The 19625-nt window shown below is 63.0% G+C and carries 21 protein-coding genes; 3 read left to right on the top strand and 18 right to left on the bottom strand.

Annotation, left to right across the window (positions count from 1 at the left end; translation table 11 throughout):
* Positions 1-50: 50 nt before the first annotated feature.
* The 16 genes from DGI_RS17180 to DGI_RS09060 form a co-directional block, all read right to left on the bottom strand.
* Entirely contained in the window at positions 51-851 is an 801-nt protein-coding gene (locus tag DGI_RS17180) for an iron-sulfur cluster assembly scaffold protein (protein ID WP_051286223.1), read from the bottom strand.
* A 28-nt stretch (positions 852-879) separates the two neighbouring features.
* Positions 880-1371, bottom strand: a complete 492-nt coding sequence (gene tsaA, locus DGI_RS09130; RefSeq protein ID WP_021760647.1) for a tRNA (N6-threonylcarbamoyladenosine(37)-N6)-methyltransferase TrmO — start codon at positions 1369-1371, stop codon at positions 880-882.
* Complete coding sequence (locus DGI_RS09125) at positions 1368-1748, bottom strand: NifB/NifX family molybdenum-iron cluster-binding protein (protein WP_021760646.1); 381 nt, start codon at positions 1746-1748, stop codon at positions 1368-1370. The genes tsaA and DGI_RS09125 overlap by 4 nt, the downstream gene beginning before the upstream one ends.
* The gene (locus DGI_RS09120; protein WP_051286230.1) at positions 1745-2671 is read right to left on the bottom strand and encodes an ATP-binding protein; all 927 of its coding nucleotides are present in this window, start codon (positions 2669-2671) and stop codon (positions 1745-1747) included. The genes DGI_RS09125 and DGI_RS09120 overlap by 4 nt, the downstream gene beginning before the upstream one ends.
* On the bottom strand, positions 2664-3590 hold the full coding sequence (locus tag DGI_RS09115) for a nucleotide-binding protein (RefSeq protein ID WP_021760643.1): 927 nt from the start codon (positions 3588-3590) through the stop codon (positions 2664-2666). The genes DGI_RS09120 and DGI_RS09115 overlap by 8 nt, the downstream gene beginning before the upstream one ends.
* 10 nt (positions 3591-3600) lie before the next feature.
* A complete protein-coding gene (locus tag DGI_RS09110) occupies positions 3601-4329 on the bottom strand; it encodes a DUF134 domain-containing protein (RefSeq protein ID WP_021760641.1) in 729 nt (242 codons plus the stop codon).
* 108 nt (positions 4330-4437) lie between these two features.
* Positions 4438-4587, bottom strand: coding sequence for a hypothetical protein (locus DGI_RS18880; protein ID WP_021760639.1), 150 nt, complete (start codon positions 4585-4587; stop codon positions 4438-4440).
* A 95-nt stretch (positions 4588-4682) separates the two neighbouring features.
* Positions 4683-5087 (bottom strand): DUF134 domain-containing protein, encoded by a 405-nt coding sequence (locus tag DGI_RS09100; protein WP_081696694.1) that lies wholly within the window; start codon positions 5085-5087, stop codon positions 4683-4685.
* 150 nt (positions 5088-5237) lie between these two features.
* The gene (locus tag DGI_RS09095) at positions 5238-6059 is read right to left on the bottom strand and encodes a substrate-binding periplasmic protein (RefSeq protein ID WP_158407309.1); all 822 of its coding nucleotides are present in this window, start codon (positions 6057-6059) and stop codon (positions 5238-5240) included.
* A 95-nt stretch (positions 6060-6154) separates the two neighbouring features.
* Positions 6155-6514: a hypothetical protein gene (locus DGI_RS09090; RefSeq protein WP_021760634.1), complete on the bottom strand. Its 360-nt coding sequence runs from the start codon at positions 6512-6514 to the stop codon at positions 6155-6157.
* 88 nt (positions 6515-6602) lie between these two features.
* A complete protein-coding gene (locus DGI_RS09085; RefSeq protein ID WP_021760632.1) occupies positions 6603-7718 on the bottom strand; it encodes a GNAT family N-acetyltransferase in 1116 nt (371 codons plus the stop codon).
* Between the two features lie 4 nt (positions 7719-7722).
* The gene (locus DGI_RS09080) at positions 7723-8712 is read right to left on the bottom strand and encodes a glycosyltransferase (protein WP_021760630.1); all 990 of its coding nucleotides are present in this window, start codon (positions 8710-8712) and stop codon (positions 7723-7725) included.
* Positions 8713-8714: 2 nt separating this feature from the next.
* A complete protein-coding gene (locus tag DGI_RS17175) occupies positions 8715-9797 on the bottom strand; it encodes a sugar transferase (RefSeq protein ID WP_021760628.1) in 1083 nt (360 codons plus the stop codon).
* 103 nt (positions 9798-9900) lie between these two features.
* The gene (locus tag DGI_RS09070) at positions 9901-11274 is read right to left on the bottom strand and encodes a GumC family protein (RefSeq protein WP_021760626.1); all 1374 of its coding nucleotides are present in this window, start codon (positions 11272-11274) and stop codon (positions 9901-9903) included.
* Positions 11275-11397: 123 nt separating this feature from the next.
* On the bottom strand, positions 11398-12534 hold the full coding sequence (locus DGI_RS17170) for a polysaccharide biosynthesis/export family protein (RefSeq protein ID WP_051286228.1): 1137 nt from the start codon (positions 12532-12534) through the stop codon (positions 11398-11400).
* 128 nt (positions 12535-12662) lie between these two features.
* Positions 12663-13334 (bottom strand): CpsD/CapB family tyrosine-protein kinase, encoded by a 672-nt coding sequence (locus tag DGI_RS09060; protein ID WP_021760622.1) that lies wholly within the window; start codon positions 13332-13334, stop codon positions 12663-12665.
* A 1211-nt stretch (positions 13335-14545) separates the two neighbouring features.
* On the opposite strand from DGI_RS09060, the gene DGI_RS09055 reads away from it, so the two are divergent.
* Together DGI_RS09055 and DGI_RS09050 are read left to right on the top strand one after the other, a co-directional pair.
* Positions 14546-16312, top strand: a complete 1767-nt coding sequence (locus DGI_RS09055) for an OmpA family protein (protein WP_027192821.1) — start codon at positions 14546-14548, stop codon at positions 16310-16312.
* 70 nt (positions 16313-16382) lie between these two features.
* The gene (locus DGI_RS09050) at positions 16383-17612 is read left to right on the top strand and encodes an ExeA family protein (protein WP_021760617.1); all 1230 of its coding nucleotides are present in this window, start codon (positions 16383-16385) and stop codon (positions 17610-17612) included.
* A gap of 132 nt (positions 17613-17744) precedes the next feature.
* Here the strand turns inward: DGI_RS09050 and DGI_RS09045 are convergent, their stop codons facing one another.
* Both DGI_RS09045 and DGI_RS09040 read right to left on the bottom strand, forming a co-directional pair.
* Positions 17745-18206 carry a hypothetical protein gene (locus DGI_RS09045; RefSeq protein ID WP_021760615.1) on the bottom strand — a complete coding sequence of 154 codons (462 nt, stop codon included), beginning with the start codon at positions 18204-18206 and terminating at the stop codon, positions 17745-17747.
* 127 nt (positions 18207-18333) lie between these two features.
* Entirely contained in the window at positions 18334-18540 is a 207-nt protein-coding gene (locus DGI_RS09040) for a hypothetical protein (RefSeq protein ID WP_021760614.1), read from the bottom strand.
* 159 nt (positions 18541-18699) lie between these two features.
* Between DGI_RS09040 and DGI_RS09035 the strand changes: the two genes are divergently transcribed.
* Positions 18700-19557: a zinc metalloprotease HtpX gene (locus DGI_RS09035; RefSeq protein ID WP_021760613.1), complete on the top strand. Its 858-nt coding sequence runs from the start codon at positions 18700-18702 to the stop codon at positions 19555-19557.
* Positions 19558-19625: the final 68 nt, after the last annotated feature.

Genomic DNA, 19625 nt, shown 5'->3' with positions numbered 1-19625 from the left:
CTTTTTCAAAAGGGTTCCCCTCTCGCACAGATCTTTTTCAAGGGTATTCTCTACTCTCCCAGCACCTGCGCCAGGCGGGCCACCAGGGCGCGCCCGTCGGCCTCGTCGGGCTGCAGGGGCAGGTGTCCCAGGAGCCCCAGGCCCTCGGACGCCTCGTGAAACGCCTCTTCGTCCCGCGGATCCATGACCGCGGCGTTGATCAGTGCATTGATCTGCAGCAGCTTGCCGGCAAACTCCAGGGGGTTGCCGTCTGGCAGGACATGATCAAAGACGATGAGCTGCGGCGGCGTATCTGCGGCCACGGCCAGGGCGGCGGCACCGCTTTCCACGTGGCGCAGGGCCTTGCCGCTGCTGCCCAGGCCCTGAAGGAACTCGGCCAGATCCGGCAGGCGGGATGTGGCCACCAGAATTGTACTCGTCATGGGATTGGACCTCCGGGGCGCGCTGGCCTGCATGACCCCGCCCTGCCAGGAGGAGATGGCCTCCCCCAGGGTGTTCAGCGCCAGTCTGGCGCAGTGCAGATGATCCTCCGGCAGGCCGCCCAGGCTTTCATCCAGGTGTTCCGGCTCAATCCAGAGGGCTTCTTCCACGGTCTTGCCCACCACCATATCCCCCAGGGCTGTGGCGCAGGCAGTGGTATACAGGCACCCGCGGACCAGGGCCTGCATCTCTCGGATCACGTTGCCGTCCATGCGCAGTTGCACCAGCATGGAATCGCCGCAGGAGCCGGTCATCTCGGCAATGCCGTCCGGCTCGGGCAGCAACCCCATGTGGCGGCGGGAGGCGAGCTTCTCCAGCAACTGATACGGCAACGAAGCCAATTCTTCTTCACTCGGGACATCGTGGGACATGCGCGGACACTCCTTGCTCCCGCCTTGATTATCCGTGCTGAAACCTGGCGTCGGATCGTGCCGCCTCGGCTGCGTCGTGGCTTGCGGCCAGCCAGCCGATGCGCACGGCATCCACAGGCACGTCGAATGACGGGACAAAGGGTTTTATATCCAACAGGGGGGAACCGTCCAGCATATCCACATCCTCAAGCAGCAACCTGTCTTGCTCCACACCCAGCAGCCGCACCACCGAAAGGCCGATGGGATTGGGCCGGCACGGCGCGCGGGTGGCAAAGACGCCGTGGGCCTGGGAGTCCAGAAACGGCGTCACCCGCAGTTTGGCCGGGCCGACCTCGTGGAAGACATACAGCAGAATCAAATGACTGAAGCCGTCCAGATGCAGGAGCCCGTCCCCCACGTGGGGGGCAAGCAGCGCTTCTCCGCGCACGCCGCGGGCTCCTGCCGGCTGAATGGGCATGGACTCGGGCCGCAGATGCGGTGTCCTGAGCACGCCAATGGGCGAAAAGACAACCTCGTTCACGAACAGCCGCCACCGCAGGTGGCTTCCGGTGCGAATGGCCGCAGGGCTCCTTCCAGCAAGGCCTGCACCGCATGGCCCACGCTGGGTGCGCCCGCGCCGTGGAACACGGTGATGCCCACCTGCTGAAAGCCCATGAGCGGGCGCATGCCCATGCCGCCGGCAATGAGCACCTGCACGCCGTTGGAGGCGAGATGATTCACCGGCGCCATGCAGCCGCCCTGCACGTGGGGCATGTTTTCCAGCGTCTCCACGGCCTGCACGGCGCCGTCCTGGGCGGTGATGATGGTGTAGATATCGCAATGACCAAAGTGTTCGCCCACGGCGGCATCAAGGCCGCCAGGCAGGGCAGAGGGAACAGCGATGCGGATCGCGCTCATGACATACGCTCCAGAAGGCCGCCGCTGCGGGTGTTCCGGGCGGCGGGTGGCAGGGTTTTCAAAAAAGATTCCACATGTTCCCAGGCGTCCACCAGGGGCGGCGTGATGGCCGCGGCGGCGCATTCCGTCACCGCCTTGCCCTGCAGCATGGCCTGGACCACGGTTTCGTCGAAGGGCAGATGCGCCAGCACGCGATGCCCCTGCCCGCGGCACCAGGCGCCCATTTCCAGGGCAGCCTGGGGGTTCAGATCATATTTGTTGATGATGACGCCCACGGGGATGCGAAAATGCCCGCTCAGGGCGGCCACCCGCTCCAGATCGTGCCGGCCCGAGGGCGTGGGCTCGCTGACGATCACGGCCATGTCTGCCCCGGTAAGGGAACTGATGACCGGACACCCGATGCCGGGCGAGCCGTCGCTGAGGATCAGCCCGCAACAGTGCGCCGCCGCCACCTCCCGGGCCTGGGCGCGCAGCAGCGCTACCAGCCGGCCGGAATTTTCCTGCCCCGGGAACAGCCGGGCATGCACCAGCGGGCCAAACCGCGTGGAGCTCAAATGCCGCACCCCGCAGTGCCTGGGCTCGGAAATCACCGCCCCGGCCGGGCACAGGGCCAGACACACCATGCAGCCCTCGCAGCGCAGGGGATCGATGGCGAATACCCCGTCCTGCTCCGTCACCGCGTCAAAGGCGCAGCGATCCCGGCAGATGCCGCAGCCGGTACAGGCCTCGGCATCGATGCGGGCTTCCTCGCCGGAGACGAAATCCTGCGTCTCCAGGATGGACGGCTGCAGCAGGATGTGCAGATCCGGGGCATCCACATCCAGGTCGCAGAGGATGGACTTGCGGGCCAGATGGGCAAAGGCGGCGGTGATGGACGTTTTGCCCGTGCCACCCTTGCCGCTGAGAACCACGACTTCACGCACTTCGGCCATGGCTGCCTCCTTCGGACATGGGAACAAGCCGGGTGCGGATGGCGTCCCGGAGGGTGCGGAACATGGCCGCGTGCGACTCGGACAGTTCACTGACCCGGCCGCCCCGGGCGTAATGCTCGGCAATGGCCCGCTCGTGCGGGATCTCCGCCAGAATCGGCAGTCCCTGTTCCTCGCACAGGCGACGCACGGAGTCGTCCCCCAGGCCGGCGCGGTTGATCACCACGCCCATGGGCTTTTGCAACGGGGCAAAGGCTTCCAGCGCCAGGGCGAAATCGTGCACGCCAAAGGGGGTGGATTCCGCCACCAGCAGCACGGCGTCGCTGTCCATTACGGCCTGCATGGCCGGGCAGCTCACCCCGGGGGGGCCGTCGATGATGGCGTCCATGCCACTGCCGGCCAGGCTGCTGCCGTCCAGCACCTCCCGCAGCCGATGCTTCACCGCGCGCATAAGCGGTGGGCTCATGGCCTCGCCCACCCGGAGCCGACCCATGAGGAAGGGCCGGGGCTGGCCGGTCTGCTGCTCCAGATCTGCCACCCGACCCTCCTCCAGCACGCCCAGTTCCCGTTGCCCTTCCTGCAGCGCATCTGCCGGACACACGGCAAAGCAGCCGCCGCAGCCATGGCACATTTCCGGGAAGACCATCAGCGTCTGCCCCAGCAGGGCCACAGCCTTGAAGCGGCACAACTCCGCACAGGCGCCGCAGCGGGTGCAGCGGCTCATATCCGCCACGGGCACGCGCATGGGCACGGGCGTGCGCGCGGCGAGGGTCGGGTTGAGGAAGAGGTGGAGGTTTGGCTCTTCCACATCCAGATCCACGGCCGCGCAGGGCGTGTCCCATACGCTGACAAGGGAGGCGGCGACAGTGGTTTTGCCGGCGCCGCCCTTGCCGCTGGCGATGGCGAGAATCATTCGCCCCGCCCTATTTGTTGGGACCGGCAGCCATGGGGACCTGCCCGTCCAGAAAACGTTGCACGGCCTGACGCACGGTGAGGCCCTCCAGATCCTGCCCCACCTTGATGCCCGCGGCCTGCAGGGCCTGGAAGGCCTTGGGGCCCACATATCCCGTGAGCAGCACGCCCGCGCCGGACTTGGCCAGCACCTGGGCGGCGTTGATGCCTGCGCCGTGGGAAAGGGTCTGCGAGGCGCCGTTGTCCACGTATTCCGCGGCCATGGTGGCGGCGTCCACCACCACAAAGCCGGCGGCGCGGCCGAAACGGGGATCCACAAGACCATCCAGACCCGGACCCTCTGCTGTGACTGCAATGCGTTGCATATTTTGCTCCTGTGGTGCGGCATGTTCCGGAATGGTCCGGACAACCTGGGCGGCCTGGGCGGCCACGCAAGCATCGCATACCGACGCCAGTTGATATTCTCCACCCTCAATGCGCAGGGCATGCCCTTCCACCAGGGCCGTGGCCAGGGCCTTGCGGGCCTGGGCCAGGATACGGCCAAAGGTGTGCCGGGACACCTGCATTTGGGCGGCGGCCTCCTCCATGGTCAGGCCTTCGTGGTCTGCCAGACGCAGCGCCTCGAAGCATTCCACAGGGAGGTACACTTCCACCAGCTCCCGCAGGGGCGTGCCTTGCGGCTTGAAGCACACGGTCTTGGGGGCGGCCTGCACCAGCCGACATTGTCTGGGCCTGGGCATGTCTTCCTCCATTTTGCTCAAATGAGCAGATATGCCCCATTGGGGAGACTGTCAATCCCCAACCTGCAAGTTGGGGATTTTTTCCACATCCTGATCACACGAAACCGCTCAGGCCTGGGATGCGCCGCGCATGCAGGACCCATCGCGTCGGCGGCGCTGCATGCCCTGGCCGGCCTGTTGTTGGGCGGGCACCTGCTCGGCTGTCGCCGGCAGGGTCGTCTCCGGGGCGATTGGTTCCCACTGCGCCGTGCGACCCATGCCCTGGCCTCTGCCCTGTCCTTGGCCTCTGCCCTGTCCTTGGCCTCTGCCCTGTCCTTGGCCTCTGCCACACCGATTGCCGTTGCCGAATCCTTTCATGACTCCTGCTCCTCGTGTTCTGTTGGTTCGATTGGATGCAACATGGCTGCAGCCCGGGCGCAGCATGCCCGCCGCCGGCAGCCATGCGGCGGCGCTCCCGTCTCGCACGGGGACGACTCCGACATCTGCCCGTCCTGCCCGTCCTGCCCGTCTTCCTGCTCAATGCGGATGGCCCAGCCCGACGCCAGCGCCCGGGCCACCAGCCCCCGCGCCTGGGACAGCATTCGCCCCAGGGTGGGCCGGGAAACGCCCATCTGCGCCGCGGCTGTTTCCTGATCCAGGCCCAGATCGTCCACCAGGCGCATGGCCTCCAACCCCTCCAGCGGCAACACCACTCCCTTGAGCAGGCCGCCAGGCACGCCCTGGGGCTTGTACAGGGTGGCGACGGGGCGATGGCCTATGGCCTATGCGGCGACATTTTCGTGGTCTGGGCATGTGCGTGCATCCTTTATGAGCATATGTTCAAAATAAGCAGGATATGGATACTTGTCAAGCGGGGAATTCTGACAAGACGCCATCTGCGCGGCAAGGTGAGGGAACGGGCGACGAAATCAGTGCGAGGAGGAGGAAGGCGTCATGGCCGCCAGGGCGGCGGCCTGCTCGGCATGAATGTCCAGGCCTGCCAGGGCGCTGTTCAGGGCGCGGAGGACGGCCTCCCCCGCGGGCCCCTTGCGCAGGCAGACATGCAGGGTCTTTTCTTCGAGGCGTTGTTCCTGCAGCCGGAGCGTGCCGGCCAGGGGGGTGAGGGAAGGATCCAAGGCAAGCAGATAGTTGAAGACCATGACATCAATGACGGCCAGACGCAGCCGCCCCGAGGCCAGTTTGCGCAGGTTGGTGCGGTCGTCCACCACGGGTTCGGTCTGGAGCACGTTTGCGGCCACCAGGGCGTCGAACTCCCGGGAATTCACATAGCCCTGCACCACCCCCACCCGGTACGGGGCCAGCTGCTCCAGCCGTGCCCAGGGCACGGGCCGGGCTCTCTGTTCGGCAAAGGCCAGGACGCTTGCACCCATGGGCTGGGAGAACAGGAACAAATCTTCCTGGGCTTCCGTATAATATTCAGGAAAATAGCCAAGATAGGATGTGTCGGCGCGCACAGTTTCCAGCACCCTGGCCCAGGGCATGAACTCTATGTGCAGCTCCAGGCCCGCAGCGGCCAACGCCTTGCGCAGCACCATGGCGGAAGCGCCCTGGCCCGGCAACTGCTCCCCGACATACGGCGGCCACTCCAGGGAGACCAGACGCACCACCCGCGGCGAGGCATTCGCCGAAAGGGCCATTCGCAGGGTATCACCATCCATCCACCACAGACAGGCCGTCAGGCCTGCCGTGCAGAGGAGGATGCCGAGGATCCAGGAACGAGGCAGCGCCATGTGCACGCCAGTCTCCTTGCAAAATCGATCCTGTCGGCACCCGCCCGGCATGCGGGCCTCCCGGCGCGTTGTCGCCGGGAGCCGCATGCGTCGGCTCAGGCCAGACCGGAAACGTCGCGACCGGAGGGCGCAGGCGCGGCGGAAGATTTTTCACGCAGCTTTTCGAGCGCTTCCTTGTATGCCTGCTCGCCCCGATACGTCCGCACCCACGCACCGTCCGGCCCGCGTTTGACCTGATACCAGCCGTCGGTTTCGGCGTCGTATTGCTCAAACCACCCCGCGGTGCCGAATTCCGAATCAAGGGGAACCGTTTTCCGGACGCCGGGCTCCACCATGGTGAATTGCACTGCCTGGGGCAGCGTATCGAACATGGCGCAGGCGGTGGCGCACAACGCAAGCACGCCAAGGCAGGCAGCGCGCGACATCTTGCCGAAGAGCTTCACATTCCCAAGCATGGACAGACCTTGCAGAATTTAAGGTGATTGAAGAATAGCGGCAGTCTAGCCTATCCTGTCATTCTCCGCAACGAGGCGACAGGCCAGGTCAGCGGGAGAGGAGGCAACGCGCCAGGGCCTTGGCGGCGGTCCGGCATTGTGCGGCGGCCAGGGCCAGCCGGCCGCGGGCAGTACGGGCGGCCTGCAGGGTGATCGTCATGCGCGGGACGGCACCGGTCTGGTATTTGTACGGCTCGTCGCCCCACAGGAAATGGAATTCCTCGATCTCGCCCAGGGACGCTTCGATGATTTCCATCTGCAGCATGTTCCCGGCCTTGACCTTGGAGCCGGCCTCGCTGCGGCCCGACTGGAGGAAATACTGCTTGCCGGCGAAGGCAAGACCAAACTCCATGGCCTCCATCTGCCCGTCCACCAGCATGCCGAAGAGCCGCAGCCGGCCCAGGGCCATGCAGGTGGCGGCGGTGTGCTCGAAAAAGCTGCGCCGCCGGGGCTCGGCAAAGGAGCTTGTCTGCCCCAGGGCGTCCCAGCGGGCGGCATGGAGTTCGAAGAATCGCGCCAGATCCGCCGGCAGGGATTCGGCATCGGCACGGTGCATGCGCATGCCGTGCTTTTTGGCAAAGCGATCACGGTCCTTGAGGATGATCTTCTTGTACACCACGTCCGGCATGGCCCGGAAGGTCTCCACCGTGGCCGGCCGCACCGTCAGCACGGGGCAGATGTGGCAGTGGTGCAGGTGGAACGGCACGTCATTGGCGAACAGCCAGTGCCGCAGATGCGTCAGGGGCAGATCCCCGGCCGCGGCGTTGCCGTATTCCAGCAGATCCCAGTCTCCCTGCTGCCACAGGTGTTCCATGCACAGCCTGGCAAGCCGCTCCTGTCCGGGTTGGAGGATCATCCCCAGAAAATCGCCGCCGGCATCGTGATCGCCCACAAGGCACAGGGTGCGCAGGTGCATCCCGACATGCCTGCGGCGGGTGACGTACCACGGCGCAAAGCCCAGCAAATCGCCTTCTGCAGATTCCAGCACCAGCAGACGCAGGGAATCCTCCGCGCCAAAGTGCTCCCACCAGCACCGCAACCAGTCGTAGGTCATGAAGATGTGCCCGCCGGCGCGGGCCACCAGGGCATCCCAGGCGGCGGCCAGGGGTCGGGCGTCCTCGAAGGACTCCAACTGCCGGATGACTGGGGGGGCGTCTTTGGACACGAGATCAGCGTTTCACCGGGTTGAATTCCTGGACAAGCTGCCGGGCCAGGGCCACGCCGGCCACGTTCCAGCGGAGGAACTCCAGGACAGTGAGCTGCAGCGCCAGCCAGGGCTTGCGCCGGGCCGGACCGGACCAGACGGACACCACGGACGGAGCCAGCCACAGAAGCCCCAGCCAGGCCATGCCCTGCGCCGTGCCCAGCCCCAGGACGCAGGCCAGCATGACCACCAGACACCACAGATGCCCGGCCGCCATCAACGGCTGCCGCAGGGTGCGGCTGCGAAAGCGGTGCTTTCTGGCAAAGGCCAGGCTGCCGCCCTGTCGCCAGAATTCCTTGCGCACGAACTCGGACACACTTTTTTCATGGCCGGTGTGCACGAGTACGACGGCATCTGAGGAGATCGCCCCCAGGCCGGCATCTCTGGCGCGCAGGGTCAGATCTTTGTCTTCGCTGGTGTGCAGCGTCTCGTCGAACCCGCCCAGGACGGCAAAGGCGGCGCGGGGGATGTTCATGTTGCGGCCGGGCAGAAAGTCCACGTCCCGCACGCCGGCGCGACGCAGCACATAGCGTTCCCCCCAGATGCGGGCCACCCAGGGAACCGCCGCGTCCTGCGGCGTGGTTTCCACAAAGCCCAGCAGGCCAGTAAGGCCGGCGGCGTATGCGGCATCCACCGCATCCAACCAGCGAGGCGGCACCCGCATGTCTGCATCCAGAAAACACAGAATCTCCCCACAACTGGCGGCGGCGCCACGATTGCGCAGGGCGGCGATGGCCACGCGCCGGCCGTTGGTGTTCTCCAGCACCTGCACCCCCAGCTTCCGGGCAATGGCCTGGGAGCCGTCGGTGGAGCCGTTGTCCACCAGGATGATTTCCACGGCATGCCGGTCGGCCGCGGCAGCCCGGATGGAGCCCACGCAGGCGGCGAGGTTGGCGGCCTCGTTCCAGCAGGGAATGACGATGGCGAAGCGTGGCGCTGGCGGATGTTGGGCCATGGCTACACGATGCTCTTGTGCAGGAAGTATTGGTCCACCAGGTACTGATTAAGCTGGCTGATGGGCTTGTAGCGAATGATGTACACGAAGCGCAGTTCTGCATCGGGCAGCTCACGCTTGCGGACCACCTCTCCCATCACGGTGCAGCGCTTGCGTTTTTTCTTGCCCAGGCGGCGGGAGACGTTGCCCAGCCTGTAAATGCGGATGCTTTGATCTTCCAGATCCACATCCGAATAGATTTTCAGACACTCTTCGTTCATGTCCACCAGGGTGAAATCGCCCAGGCAGAGCTCGCTGGTATCGCTGAATACCCGCATGCACAGGGAGGCGTGGCGCTGGGTCACCCGTTCCAGCTCCCGGCGTTCCATGTAGTCCTTGAGCAGCCAGGCCCTGATCGCGTTGCGCCAGAAGTAGGCGCCGCCCTTGACGAACACCGAGCGGGTAAGCACCACGCCGGTGAAGACGACGATGATCAAATCCCAGATGATGCTGCGCTTGAGGTGCACATATTTGTTGTCGATGAACGCCCGGATGCGTTTGGGGCAGCTGTGCGGGGTGAACAGCTGGGCATAGCCGATGAGCCCGGGGCGAACCATGAACCGCTGTTCGTAGTTGGGAATCTGCTTGCACAGTTTGGCGTACACTTCCGGCCGCTCTGGCCGGGGGCCCACGAAATCCATGTCGCCCTTGAGCACGTTGACCAGCTGGGGCAGCTCATCAAGCCGTGTGTCGCGCAGCAGCTTGCTGAACGGGGTGGTGAGCTTGTGCTGATGGGAGAGCAACTCTCCGCCGATGAGCTTGTCCGCCCCCACAGGCAGGGTGCGGAATTTTATCATCTTGAACGGCTTGCCCCCCAGCCCCATCCGGGATCCGAAGTACAGCACCGGCCCGCCATCGCGCAGTTTGATGGCGATGGCGATGACCACCATGATGGGCAGGGCCGCCAGCAGCATGACGCTGGAAAGCACCATGTTGAACAGGGTGATGGAAAGGAAGGACCCCCGCGAATACCCGAATTGGCGCACACCCTGGGCGGTGGCGAACGGGCGGCGGGCGCTCTGCGAGACTGGTGCATACGGCTGCATGATCAATCCTTATGCAAACGTGCCGGCGCGCCCCCGGCCCCATGCCCGGAGCGCCAAACGCTGGGGCGCGCCGCACTCTCTATCACACGTTGGCCTGCGCCGTCTATTTGACATTCCAGTTTGGAATGGACATAATTGTAGGCAAATCCGCGAACTTGGCCACATCTTCCGGCTTTTTGAAGGTGTGGTCAAAGTATTCCCGCAAGAATCCGAGGCTAAATCCGGTGATGAGTCCCACCAGCGCCCCGACGAACAGCAGGTTGGACCGCGGGAACACGGGCGCGCCGGTGAAAAACGGCCGCGAGAGCACGCTGACGCTGAAGAGCGTATCCCCGCCGGAGCCGGAAATCCGCGCTTCTTCCCGACGCCGGGCAAAGGTGTCGTACGAAAGTTTGAGCAGATCTGCCTCGCGCTGCACCCGCTGGTTGGCGATGACGGTTTCCTGCAGGGTGAGGTTGCGGGTATTGATTTCCTCAAGCCGCACTTCAAGGCTCTCAATCTGGTCGCGCAGGGTGTTGAGCTGTGTTTCCTGATTGGTGGTGTAATCCACCACTTCGGACTTCAGCGCGGCATACGCCGATTTGACGTGCTCGTCCACACGGCGCACCTTCTCGCTGGTCTCGCTGTAGATGCGCAGCAGCTGCCCGCGTTCCAGCACCAGCGTCTGCACCTTTTCGCCCAGCAGTCGGATGGACTCGTTCTCGATGAAGGCATAGAACTGCACTTCCTGCGAGGCCAGCACGTCCCGGAGATGCTTGACGAACAGGTCTTTTTCTATCCACAGGCTGCGCGTGGTGTCCAACTGCTGCTCCAGCATGCGCCGGAGCTGCATGTTGCTTTCGATTTCCTGGATGGGATTGGCGGTGTTGCCATCCCTGGCGAGCTGCACCAGCAAATCTTCCTTGGCCTTGAGTTCCGTATCGAACCCTTTGGCGGTCTCGTTGAAGAACCCTTCCGCACTGGCCGGACTATAGACCCCGGTGTGGAACCCGATGTACTGGATGAAGAGATTTTCCAGAATCTTGAGGGCGCGTTGCGGATTCTTATCCATGTACCGCACCTTGAGGACGCTGGTTTCCGGCAGGATTTCCGTGGTGAGGCCGCCCTGCACTCGCCCCACCTGTTCCTTGAGGGCGTCGCCTTTGGTGTCGGCCTCGGTGAAGAAGAGCTGCTGTTCGGCCATGCGCTTGATGGTTTCCCCCACAACATCGGGCGAAAGCAGCATCTCTTTTTCCGTATTCAGCTCGCGCATGGTGATTTCCATCACCCGCGCCTGCACGTTTTCCAGGGTGCCGGGGTCCACCTGCACGCGGTTGCCCTTGACCAGCAGGGAGCCATCCGCCGCAAAGGTGGGGGGATAGAACTGCCAGATGACGGCCGCCGCCAGGGTGAACAAAATGGTGGTGCCGATGATGATCCGCTTTTGCGCAAAACAGATCTGCACGAACTCTCGCATGTAATCTTCGGTGCGTATCATACTGAAACCCGCCTGGTGTTGGAGGGGTGCATCCCGTGAATTCCTGCACGGTTTCCTGCACGCCGGGGAGGTTCGGGAGCGCTTTGCAGCGCATGCGACCTCCCCGGTGCGCAGGGGCACGTGTTACTGGTTGTTCTCCAGCTCTGCCCTGCCGTCGGGGGACTTGGAGTAGTTCTGCGACTTGCCGGGCACCAGGTCGAGGAGCGGATCGTCCAGCAGATCTGCCCCGAAACCGATGCCCCAGCCGTTGAACAGGAAGATATCCGCCACTTCCCGCATGATTTCGCCCCACTTGGCTGTTTCCCGCCGGGGGATGAAGACGATGTCGTCCGGCTTGAGCCAGAAGTGTTCGCCTGCTTCCTGGCCATGCATGGCTCGTTCCAGGTCGTAACCGCGCGCCATGAGGGTGCGGTCTGGCAGTTGTTCCTTGGGGTCCACCACGCGTGCGGGCGGTTCTTCCACATCGTTGCCCGGGCAGCAGAGCACCAGACGCTTGGGCTGCTCTGCCGGGGGCAGTTCTTCCACGCGGCGGTTGGGCAGCGGCTTGCGGAACACCACCACCTTGGAGGGCCGGGCCTGGGTGGTGAGCCCGCCGGCGCGCGCCACGGCATCCAGCACGGTAATGGGAGTGCGGATCTCCAGGGATCCGGGAGTGGTCACCGCACCCATCACGTACACCACTGCGCCGGTGGACTGCTCCAGAAAGAGGTCCACGTGCAGGCCGGTGAGGAAGTTGTCGTACATGACGTCAATTTCCTTGTGCAGCTCAGGAATGCTCTTGTTCGCGGCCGCCACGTCCCCGATAAGGGGCAAGGTGACGATGCCGTCCGGCCGGATGGTCACCAGCCGGGAAAGCCCGCGGGGAGCGGTGTGCAGGTCTGCCTTGAGTTCGCGGATATGAGAACTGAATTCCGGCACGGTGATGTAGATTTCCGGCGTGCGCAGGATGGAGGAGAACCGGCCGCGGATTTCCTGGGTCACGTCATCCACAGTGCGGCCAGCCACCTGAATTCCGCCGATATAGGGCAAATAGATGTAGCCGTTGGGGGTGACGTTCTGCTCTTCGTTGAGCTCCGGCAGGTCCACGAACTTCACCTGCACCAGATCATCCACGGTAAGGGTGAACTTGTCCTTGAGTTCCCAGGTACGAATCTGGAAGAGCACGTCCAGCACGTCGCCGGGCTTGAGTCGGTATTCCGTAAAGATGAAGTCCGGCGTGGGATAGGTGGCCTTGTCGCGCTCGAAGGTTGTAGAATTCATCACCCGTTCCTGGCCATCGCCGAGTCGAGGTCCGCATGCGGAAACACTCAACACGACAGCGGCAAGCAGGAGACAGAAAACACACAATCGGCGGTGCATGGTCATGATGTTCCTCCGTGCTGTCGCCGTTAGATTTTGCCGTACAGCGCTGCGGGAATATAGTAGCGCCGCTTGTTCAGCACCACGCCCAGCACCTTTCCATTCACCAGACGCAGGCGCTCCACAGCGCTTTGCACCACTTCCCACTTGGTTTTCTCGCACTCCACCACCAGCACGACACCGTCGAACTGGCCGGCCAGCACGTTGACCTCTGAGGAACTCATGACCGGGCCGCCGTCCATGATGATATAATCGAAGTGCTCCTGCAGCTGCGTGAGTCGCTCCTGCAGCAGATTCGCCTTGAGAATATGGCTGATTTCCAGTCCGCTGGACCCAAACGGCATGACTGCCAGATTGCGGACGTCGGTGCCGCGAATCAAATCCGCCAGTTGCACGCCGCCCTGCAGAAACTCGGTGAACCCGGGAGCCGTCTCCACCTGAAACAGCTGATGCAGCAACGGGGCAGTGGGATTGCCGTCCACCAGAAGCACTGTGGCAGAGCCGTTGATGGTGAGGCCGTAAGCCAGGGACAATGCAGCAGTGGTTTTTCCCTCACCCTTGAAGCTGCTGGTGACAAACAGTGACCGCGCGCCCTTGCCGGCGCTCAGGAGATTGCCCTCCGCCAAGGCCATTTCCCGCGTGTTTTTGACGAGCTTTGCCTTGATGGCTTCCGGAAGTCTCCCCATTGTCTGTGCCGCCATGACGTCTCCCTTCCTTCGCTCTTGCCGGAACTGCAATGAGCCTGAACGTATGCAGACCTGCCCCCCAGCAGGACTGGATCCCCCCGCTCCACCCTCTTCAGCATGTCATGATGCGATGCCGCTGTTGCAGCATGGCCGCCTGCAACGCCGGGAGTGACGCTGCAACGCAGCCCCAAGCCGTCACGGCTTGCCTGGGCAGCCAGTCGCCATCCCCCGCAGCCGTCGCCAACTCCTTGCGCGCTGCGACCCCCAACATATCCATGATCAATGATCACCGAGAGTGCTTTGTGATGGCATACCTTGACATTCACTCTTGCGTCAACACAGAAAATAAATTTTATGCGTACAAAACTGTACTTTGCAATAAAATATTTTTTTGCTACACAAAAAAACGTACTGAATAAAAATCTACCACTGCAATACTCGCCCAAACACAAGTCTATTGAATTGAGAATAAAGTCTAGAAAATTTCTAAGACACTGGTTTTTGTCCACCTTGAGGTGCTTTTACAACAGGGCAACAGAAATAATGCATCCATAAAGAGCACTACAACAGAATACAATCTACATCCATTTCCATCCACTGCGGGCTTTGCCTATCAGCACTGAAGCACCAACCATACGGAAAGATGATTTCGAAAAGTACAATGTTTTGACAATTCATTTAACACACACATTCATCGTATTGTCGCAGCAAGTGCGCCGGCATGCATCATGGCCATTCCAGATACACATGCAACGCACTTTCAAAATTTTTTCTACACGGCAGTGCATGTCAATACATCATGTAAACATTTGCCTTTCTTGCTCTGCATTCCATCCCCTGCAGCAATTTATCTGGCAACACCACGAAGCATGAAGATCAATCGCAGTCTAGAATTTGTATATTGACTAATAGCGCTTGCCAATTCGCAAAAAAATGGACATCATTGGCACCAAAAAGAGACACACTCCATGGCGTTCTTTTTGCTGCATTCGAAGGAACGCGTGAAATAAGGACGGCTGCTGCGGCACCTCGGCAGGATATTGAAGACGCCTTCCCGTGCCGGCGCATCGGATGCACCATCGCCTTGCGCCTCGCAAGGCACGCGCTGCGCACGCCAGGGGGGCGTGTCGCATCCGGGCATCCACCGGGAAACGTGCACTTGATGCAACCGTCCCTGCGACTGGAACGCCCAGCAACGGCGATTCCAGCACTCTGCGAGGGGTCACATGATGATGCGCAAATGTGTTCTGGTTCTGTCCGTCAGTCTGTTTCTCACTGCGGGATTCATCGTCTACAAGGCCTCCCTGGAGCAGGACATCACGGCGTTGCTGTTCGCCTCTGCTGCGCCGGAGGCCACCGCGGCGGCTGCGCCTGCCGCGCCTTCGGCGGCCGCGCCCCATCAGGCCGAAGCGGCTGACGAGCCGCCCCTCGACACAGACGACGTCTTTCGAAAAGTGGCTGCCTTGCAGATGCCCGCCGCCACCAAGACGCCCACCCTTTCCGACGCCACCTCTGCCCAAGGGAACCGTCACACTGGCGACTCCCCGCTGGACGAGCTGAACAGGCTGGCCGAAAAACGCAGCCTGTACGCCACGCAGATTGCCGAAATCTCCGCATCCCTGGAGGCCATCCAGACGGAACAGGCCGCCTTGAAGGCCAGGGCGGAATCCCTGCACTCCCAACGCGGCCAAACCGCCAAACTGCGTGAGCAGCTCGACGCCCTGGAGCAGGAGCGCCAGACCCTGGAAAAAGCCCTGCTGACTGTGGAAGACGAGATCATCGAACAGGAACACCTCGTCGCCGACAGCCGCAAGGCCATGGGCAGTCTGCAGATCGTGCGCGAGCGCAGTGCGGCCGTCGCCAAATCCATCGAAAAGATCAACGCGCAACAGAACCTGAGCAAGCGCCGTCTGGTGGAGCTTGATGCCGCCCTGAGCGCCAAGGATGCAGACATTGCCGGCCTGGAGGACGCCATCGCCGCCTTGCTGCGGACCGAGGAAGAATCCGCCCGCGTGGAAGCGTCTCTGGCCGGCATGCAAAGCCAGGCCTTGACGCCCGAGCTGGAGGCCCTGCGCAGGAGCATCTCCCAGACGCACAAGGCCGCCGCCGCGGCCCTGGTCCAAAAACGCGCGGCACGGGAACAGGCCGAGAAAGCCCGCGACGCCCTGCGCAAGGACAAGGCGGCCATCAACGATGCCCTGGAAGCCCAGCGCAAGGAGCTGGAGCCGCTGCGTCAGGAGGCAGAGTCGCTGCAACTGGCGAGCGGTGGCAAGCAGGTGACCAAGGAACAACTGGCCGCGATGGAAGCAACCTTGAACCAGGCCAAGCACCAACGCCAGCAGCTCGCAGACAAGCTGGCGGCCCTGGCCGAAATCAAACGCGGCATGGAAGACGCCCTGCACTCGGCAAGCAACACCCAGGCGGAGATGGATGAAATCGAGTCCGCCCTGGCCGAGTCCGAGCTGCAGATTTCCCGCTTTCTGCGTGATCGCGACACGTACCACTCCCAGCTCTCCGCCCTCGACGAACGCCTGTACTCGCTGCAGGACGATATCCGTCAGGCCCTCACCACTGCCGAGTCCACCCTGCTTGGCGGGCCGCAGCCAGACGCCCAGGGGCGGGCGCGTTCCCTGGTGGCCGCCCTTGGGGACGGCGCCTTTGCCCCTGGCAAGGCCGTGCTGCAGGACGCCGTCAAACCGCAGGTGGCCAAGGCCCTGGCCGCCCTGCTCCAGAACCAGGGCGCTCGCGTGAGTGTGGAAGGCCATACCGACGACTCCCCCCTGAGCGGCCCGGCAAAGGACCAGTACGGCGACAACATCAACCTCTCCTACCACCGGGCCAAGGCCGTTGCGGACGCCCTGGTCGAAGGCGGCCTGCCGCCCGCCGCCGTCGTCGTGGCGGCCCACGGCGCCAGCAGACCATCGCACCCCAACGATACCCTGGAGGGCCGCTCCCGCAACCGGCGCGTGGAAATCTGGCTGGTGACGCAGTAGTCCCTGCACGAATGTTCGACCGACGCCGCGTCTTGGCCAGCACGTTGCATCAAGACGGCAGGAGGGTTGCATGTATACCAATTACTTCGGGCTTTCCGCCCTGCCCTTTGAAAACTCACCAGATCCCGGCTTCTTTTTCGATCATGGCCGCCATGCGGAAGTACTGGATCTCATGCAGGATTTCGTCACCACCAGCCGCGGCTTGCTGGTGGTGGCCGGCCCCATCGGCACCGGCAAAACCACGCTGAGCCAGATGCTGGTCCGGGAACTGCCGGAACACATCAAACTCATCTGGCTGGTGGAACCGCCGGCCACGGCCAAAGACTTCGTGATGTTTGTCGCCCAGGAACTGGGCGTGGCCTACACCTATGAGACGCGGCTGTTCATCATCCGCGATCTGGTAAAACGACTGGTGGAGCTGCACGCCAGCGGCAAGCGGACGCTCATCATCGTGGATGAAGCGCACCTGATGAGCGCCGAAGTGCTGGAAGGCGTGCGCATCATGAACAACTTCGAAAAAGGCGCAGACAAGCTGGTGCATGTGGTGCTCATCGGGCAGGAAGAACTCCTGGCCACCCTGGAGGATCCGGCCATGCGTCCCCTGCGGCAGCGAATCTCCACCACCATCAACCTGGGGCGCATGTCTCCTCCCATGGTCCGGGCATACATCGAACACCGGCTGGCCCTGGCGCAGGCGCCGCAGGATCTCATGAGTCCCCTGGCCATCGATACCATCGCCCACGTGTCCGGTGGTGCGCCCAGGCTGGTGAACACCCTGTGCAACATCGCCTTCCGCAATGCGTATGTGAAAAAAACCAAAGTGGTGGATTACGAAGAAGCCTTCCGCGCCGCCGAGGAGCTGGGCCTGGGCAAGGCGGCCTTGCATCACTTGATCAACCTTTCCAGCGATGCACAGCTAGAGACCCTCAAGGCGGTGGACCTGGAGGCCTGGGCCTCACGCATCCGGGAAGAAGTGGCCCGGGAAAAGGCGGCCGCGCGGGAATCCGGCGGCGCAGTCGTGTCTGCCGCCGGCGAGGCAGGGGCCTCCTCTTCCGCCACGGCCCCTGGCAAGCTGCGCGACGCCCGTCGCCACGGAGCCGGCATGGCCCAAGCCGGCCAGTCCGGCCAGTCCGGCCAATCCGGCCGCACCACGCGCCCCTGGCTCATGCCGCTGCTCTTGCTGGGGCTGTCCCTGGCCACCCTTGCGGCCAGCGTGTATTACTATGGCCCCCGCCTGGGGCTGGACGTGACGCAGCACCTCATGGAATTCAAGCGACTGGTGAGCCTGCTGCATCCCTGACCCCATGCCCCCATGACGCGTCTCGGGGGAAGAACCTTTCTAAAGACTTTTTATTGTGATTCAAGGCCACTATGANCTCTCGCAATGTCCTTTTTCAAAAACAACGTGTTCTAAAAATAGGCTGATACGCCATCAGAAGATGCTTGGTCCCTTGTCTTCCGTGCGCTTGCGGGTCACGTCCTTGCGGCGGCCGGAGTAGTCGTCCCGCTGCCGCTCCTGCCTGGCCTTTTCCTGCAGCGTGTACATGCGCTTGTTGTATTTGAGAACGCCCTTCTCCCAGACCTGATGATAGCGGTCTCCCGTGGGGCCAATGCGCACGGCCGGACCATTCTTGAGGCCATCGCGGAATTCGCCGATATACACCGCGCCGTTTTCCAACTGCACGGTACCACGGCCGTTCATGCAGTCACCATCACGGCAGCGGCCTTCCAGGTGCGGGTCCGTATCGAACTTGAGCCCCAGGAATTCCTGACGGAAATGGTCCTCGCGCTGTGCGCAGGCCTCGCCAGACAGGCCTGGCGCCATGGTCACGGCAAGGCAGGCCAATGTCAGAATGAGTCCGGAAAACGGGAAATACATGGGCCGGATACGCATGGGCCACCTCGTCTGGCTATGGAGCGGCATCTCCAGGAGCGAGCACGCCATGTGCTACCATGGAGAACAGATAGAACAGCATACCACACCTGCCCCTGCAATGCAATGCATCACAGCGCAGCGCACACTACCACATGGCGGGCGATGCAGTATTGAACACCTCGCGCAAGGCCTGCAGCACCAGGGCGCGTTGCGCTGCGGTCAACGCATGAGGCGTGCCATTGCACACGGCATCCAGCCGCCGTTCAAACTTCAGGACAAAAAAATCCGGAACGGACAAGGTCTCCACCTCAGAGACGAGCATCAGTTGCTGCAAGGCGATTTCGTGTTCCATGACCGTGCGATTTTGTTACAATATGGTAACACCTTGGAAAGGGTCTTGCCTGGGGGCAACCTTGTGTTACCTGTGGGAAGGTCAAGGGTCAAGCCGCAATGCGCCTTGCGCGCACGGCGATGCCATGCAGTAAACATCAGACAGGAGGTCTTTTTCGGCATGGCCAATCAACTGAAAACGCTGCTGCTTCTGGGCCTGCTCTCGGGGCTCATCCTGTTCATCGGCGGCGCTGTGGGTGGCAAGGGCGGACTCATCATCGCCCTGTTCTTCGCCCTGATCATGAATGTGGGCAGTTATTGGTTTTCCGACAAGCTGGTATTGCGCATGTACCGCGCCAGGGAAGTTTCTCCCAGCGAGGCGCCGGGGCTGCACCAGATGGTGGACGAGCTGGCCCGCGAAGCCGGCATCCCCAAGCCGCGGGTGTGCATCATTCCCGGCGACGCGCCCAACGCCTTTGCCACGGGCCGCAACCCGGAAAACGGCGTGGTGGCCGTGACGGAAGGCATTGTGGGCCTGCTCTCGCGCGATGAACTCAAGGCCGTGCTGGCCCACGAAATCGGCCATATCAAAAACCGGGACATCCTGGTGCAGACCGTGGCGGGCGTGCTGGCTTCGGTGGTCATGTTTCTGGCGAACATGGCGCAGTGGGCGGCCATTTTCGGCAGTTTCGGTTCCAACAGCGACGAGGACAGCCCCAATCCCATCGCCGGCCTGCTCCTGGCCATCCTGGCGCCCATCGCCGCCACCCTCATCCAGATGGCCATCTCCCGCTCCCGGGAATACCTGGCAGACAGCACCGGCGCCCGGCTCTCGCACAACCCCCTGGCCCTGGCCCGGGCGTTGGAAAAACTTTCCGCCTACAACGCCCGCGGCGGCATGACGTCGGGCAGCGAGGCCACGGCGCACATGTTCATCGTCCACCCGTTCACCGGGTCCCGCGTGGCCTCCCTCTTCAGCACCCATCCCCCCACCGAAGAGCGGGTGCGCCGCCTCAGGGAGATGGCTGCCGGACGATAGGGCAAGTACTCTTTGAGCGGAGTTCTCGGGGGAACACCTTTCTAAAGAAAGGTTCTTCCGCCCTTCAA

The organism is Megalodesulfovibrio gigas DSM 1382 = ATCC 19364, from assembly GCF_000468495.1.
GTDB lineage: Bacteria > Desulfobacterota > Desulfovibrionia > Desulfovibrionales > Desulfovibrionaceae > Megalodesulfovibrio > Megalodesulfovibrio gigas.
Note: the sequence above shows the minus strand (reverse complement) of the source record. Positions and strands in the feature narration are given on the sequence as shown.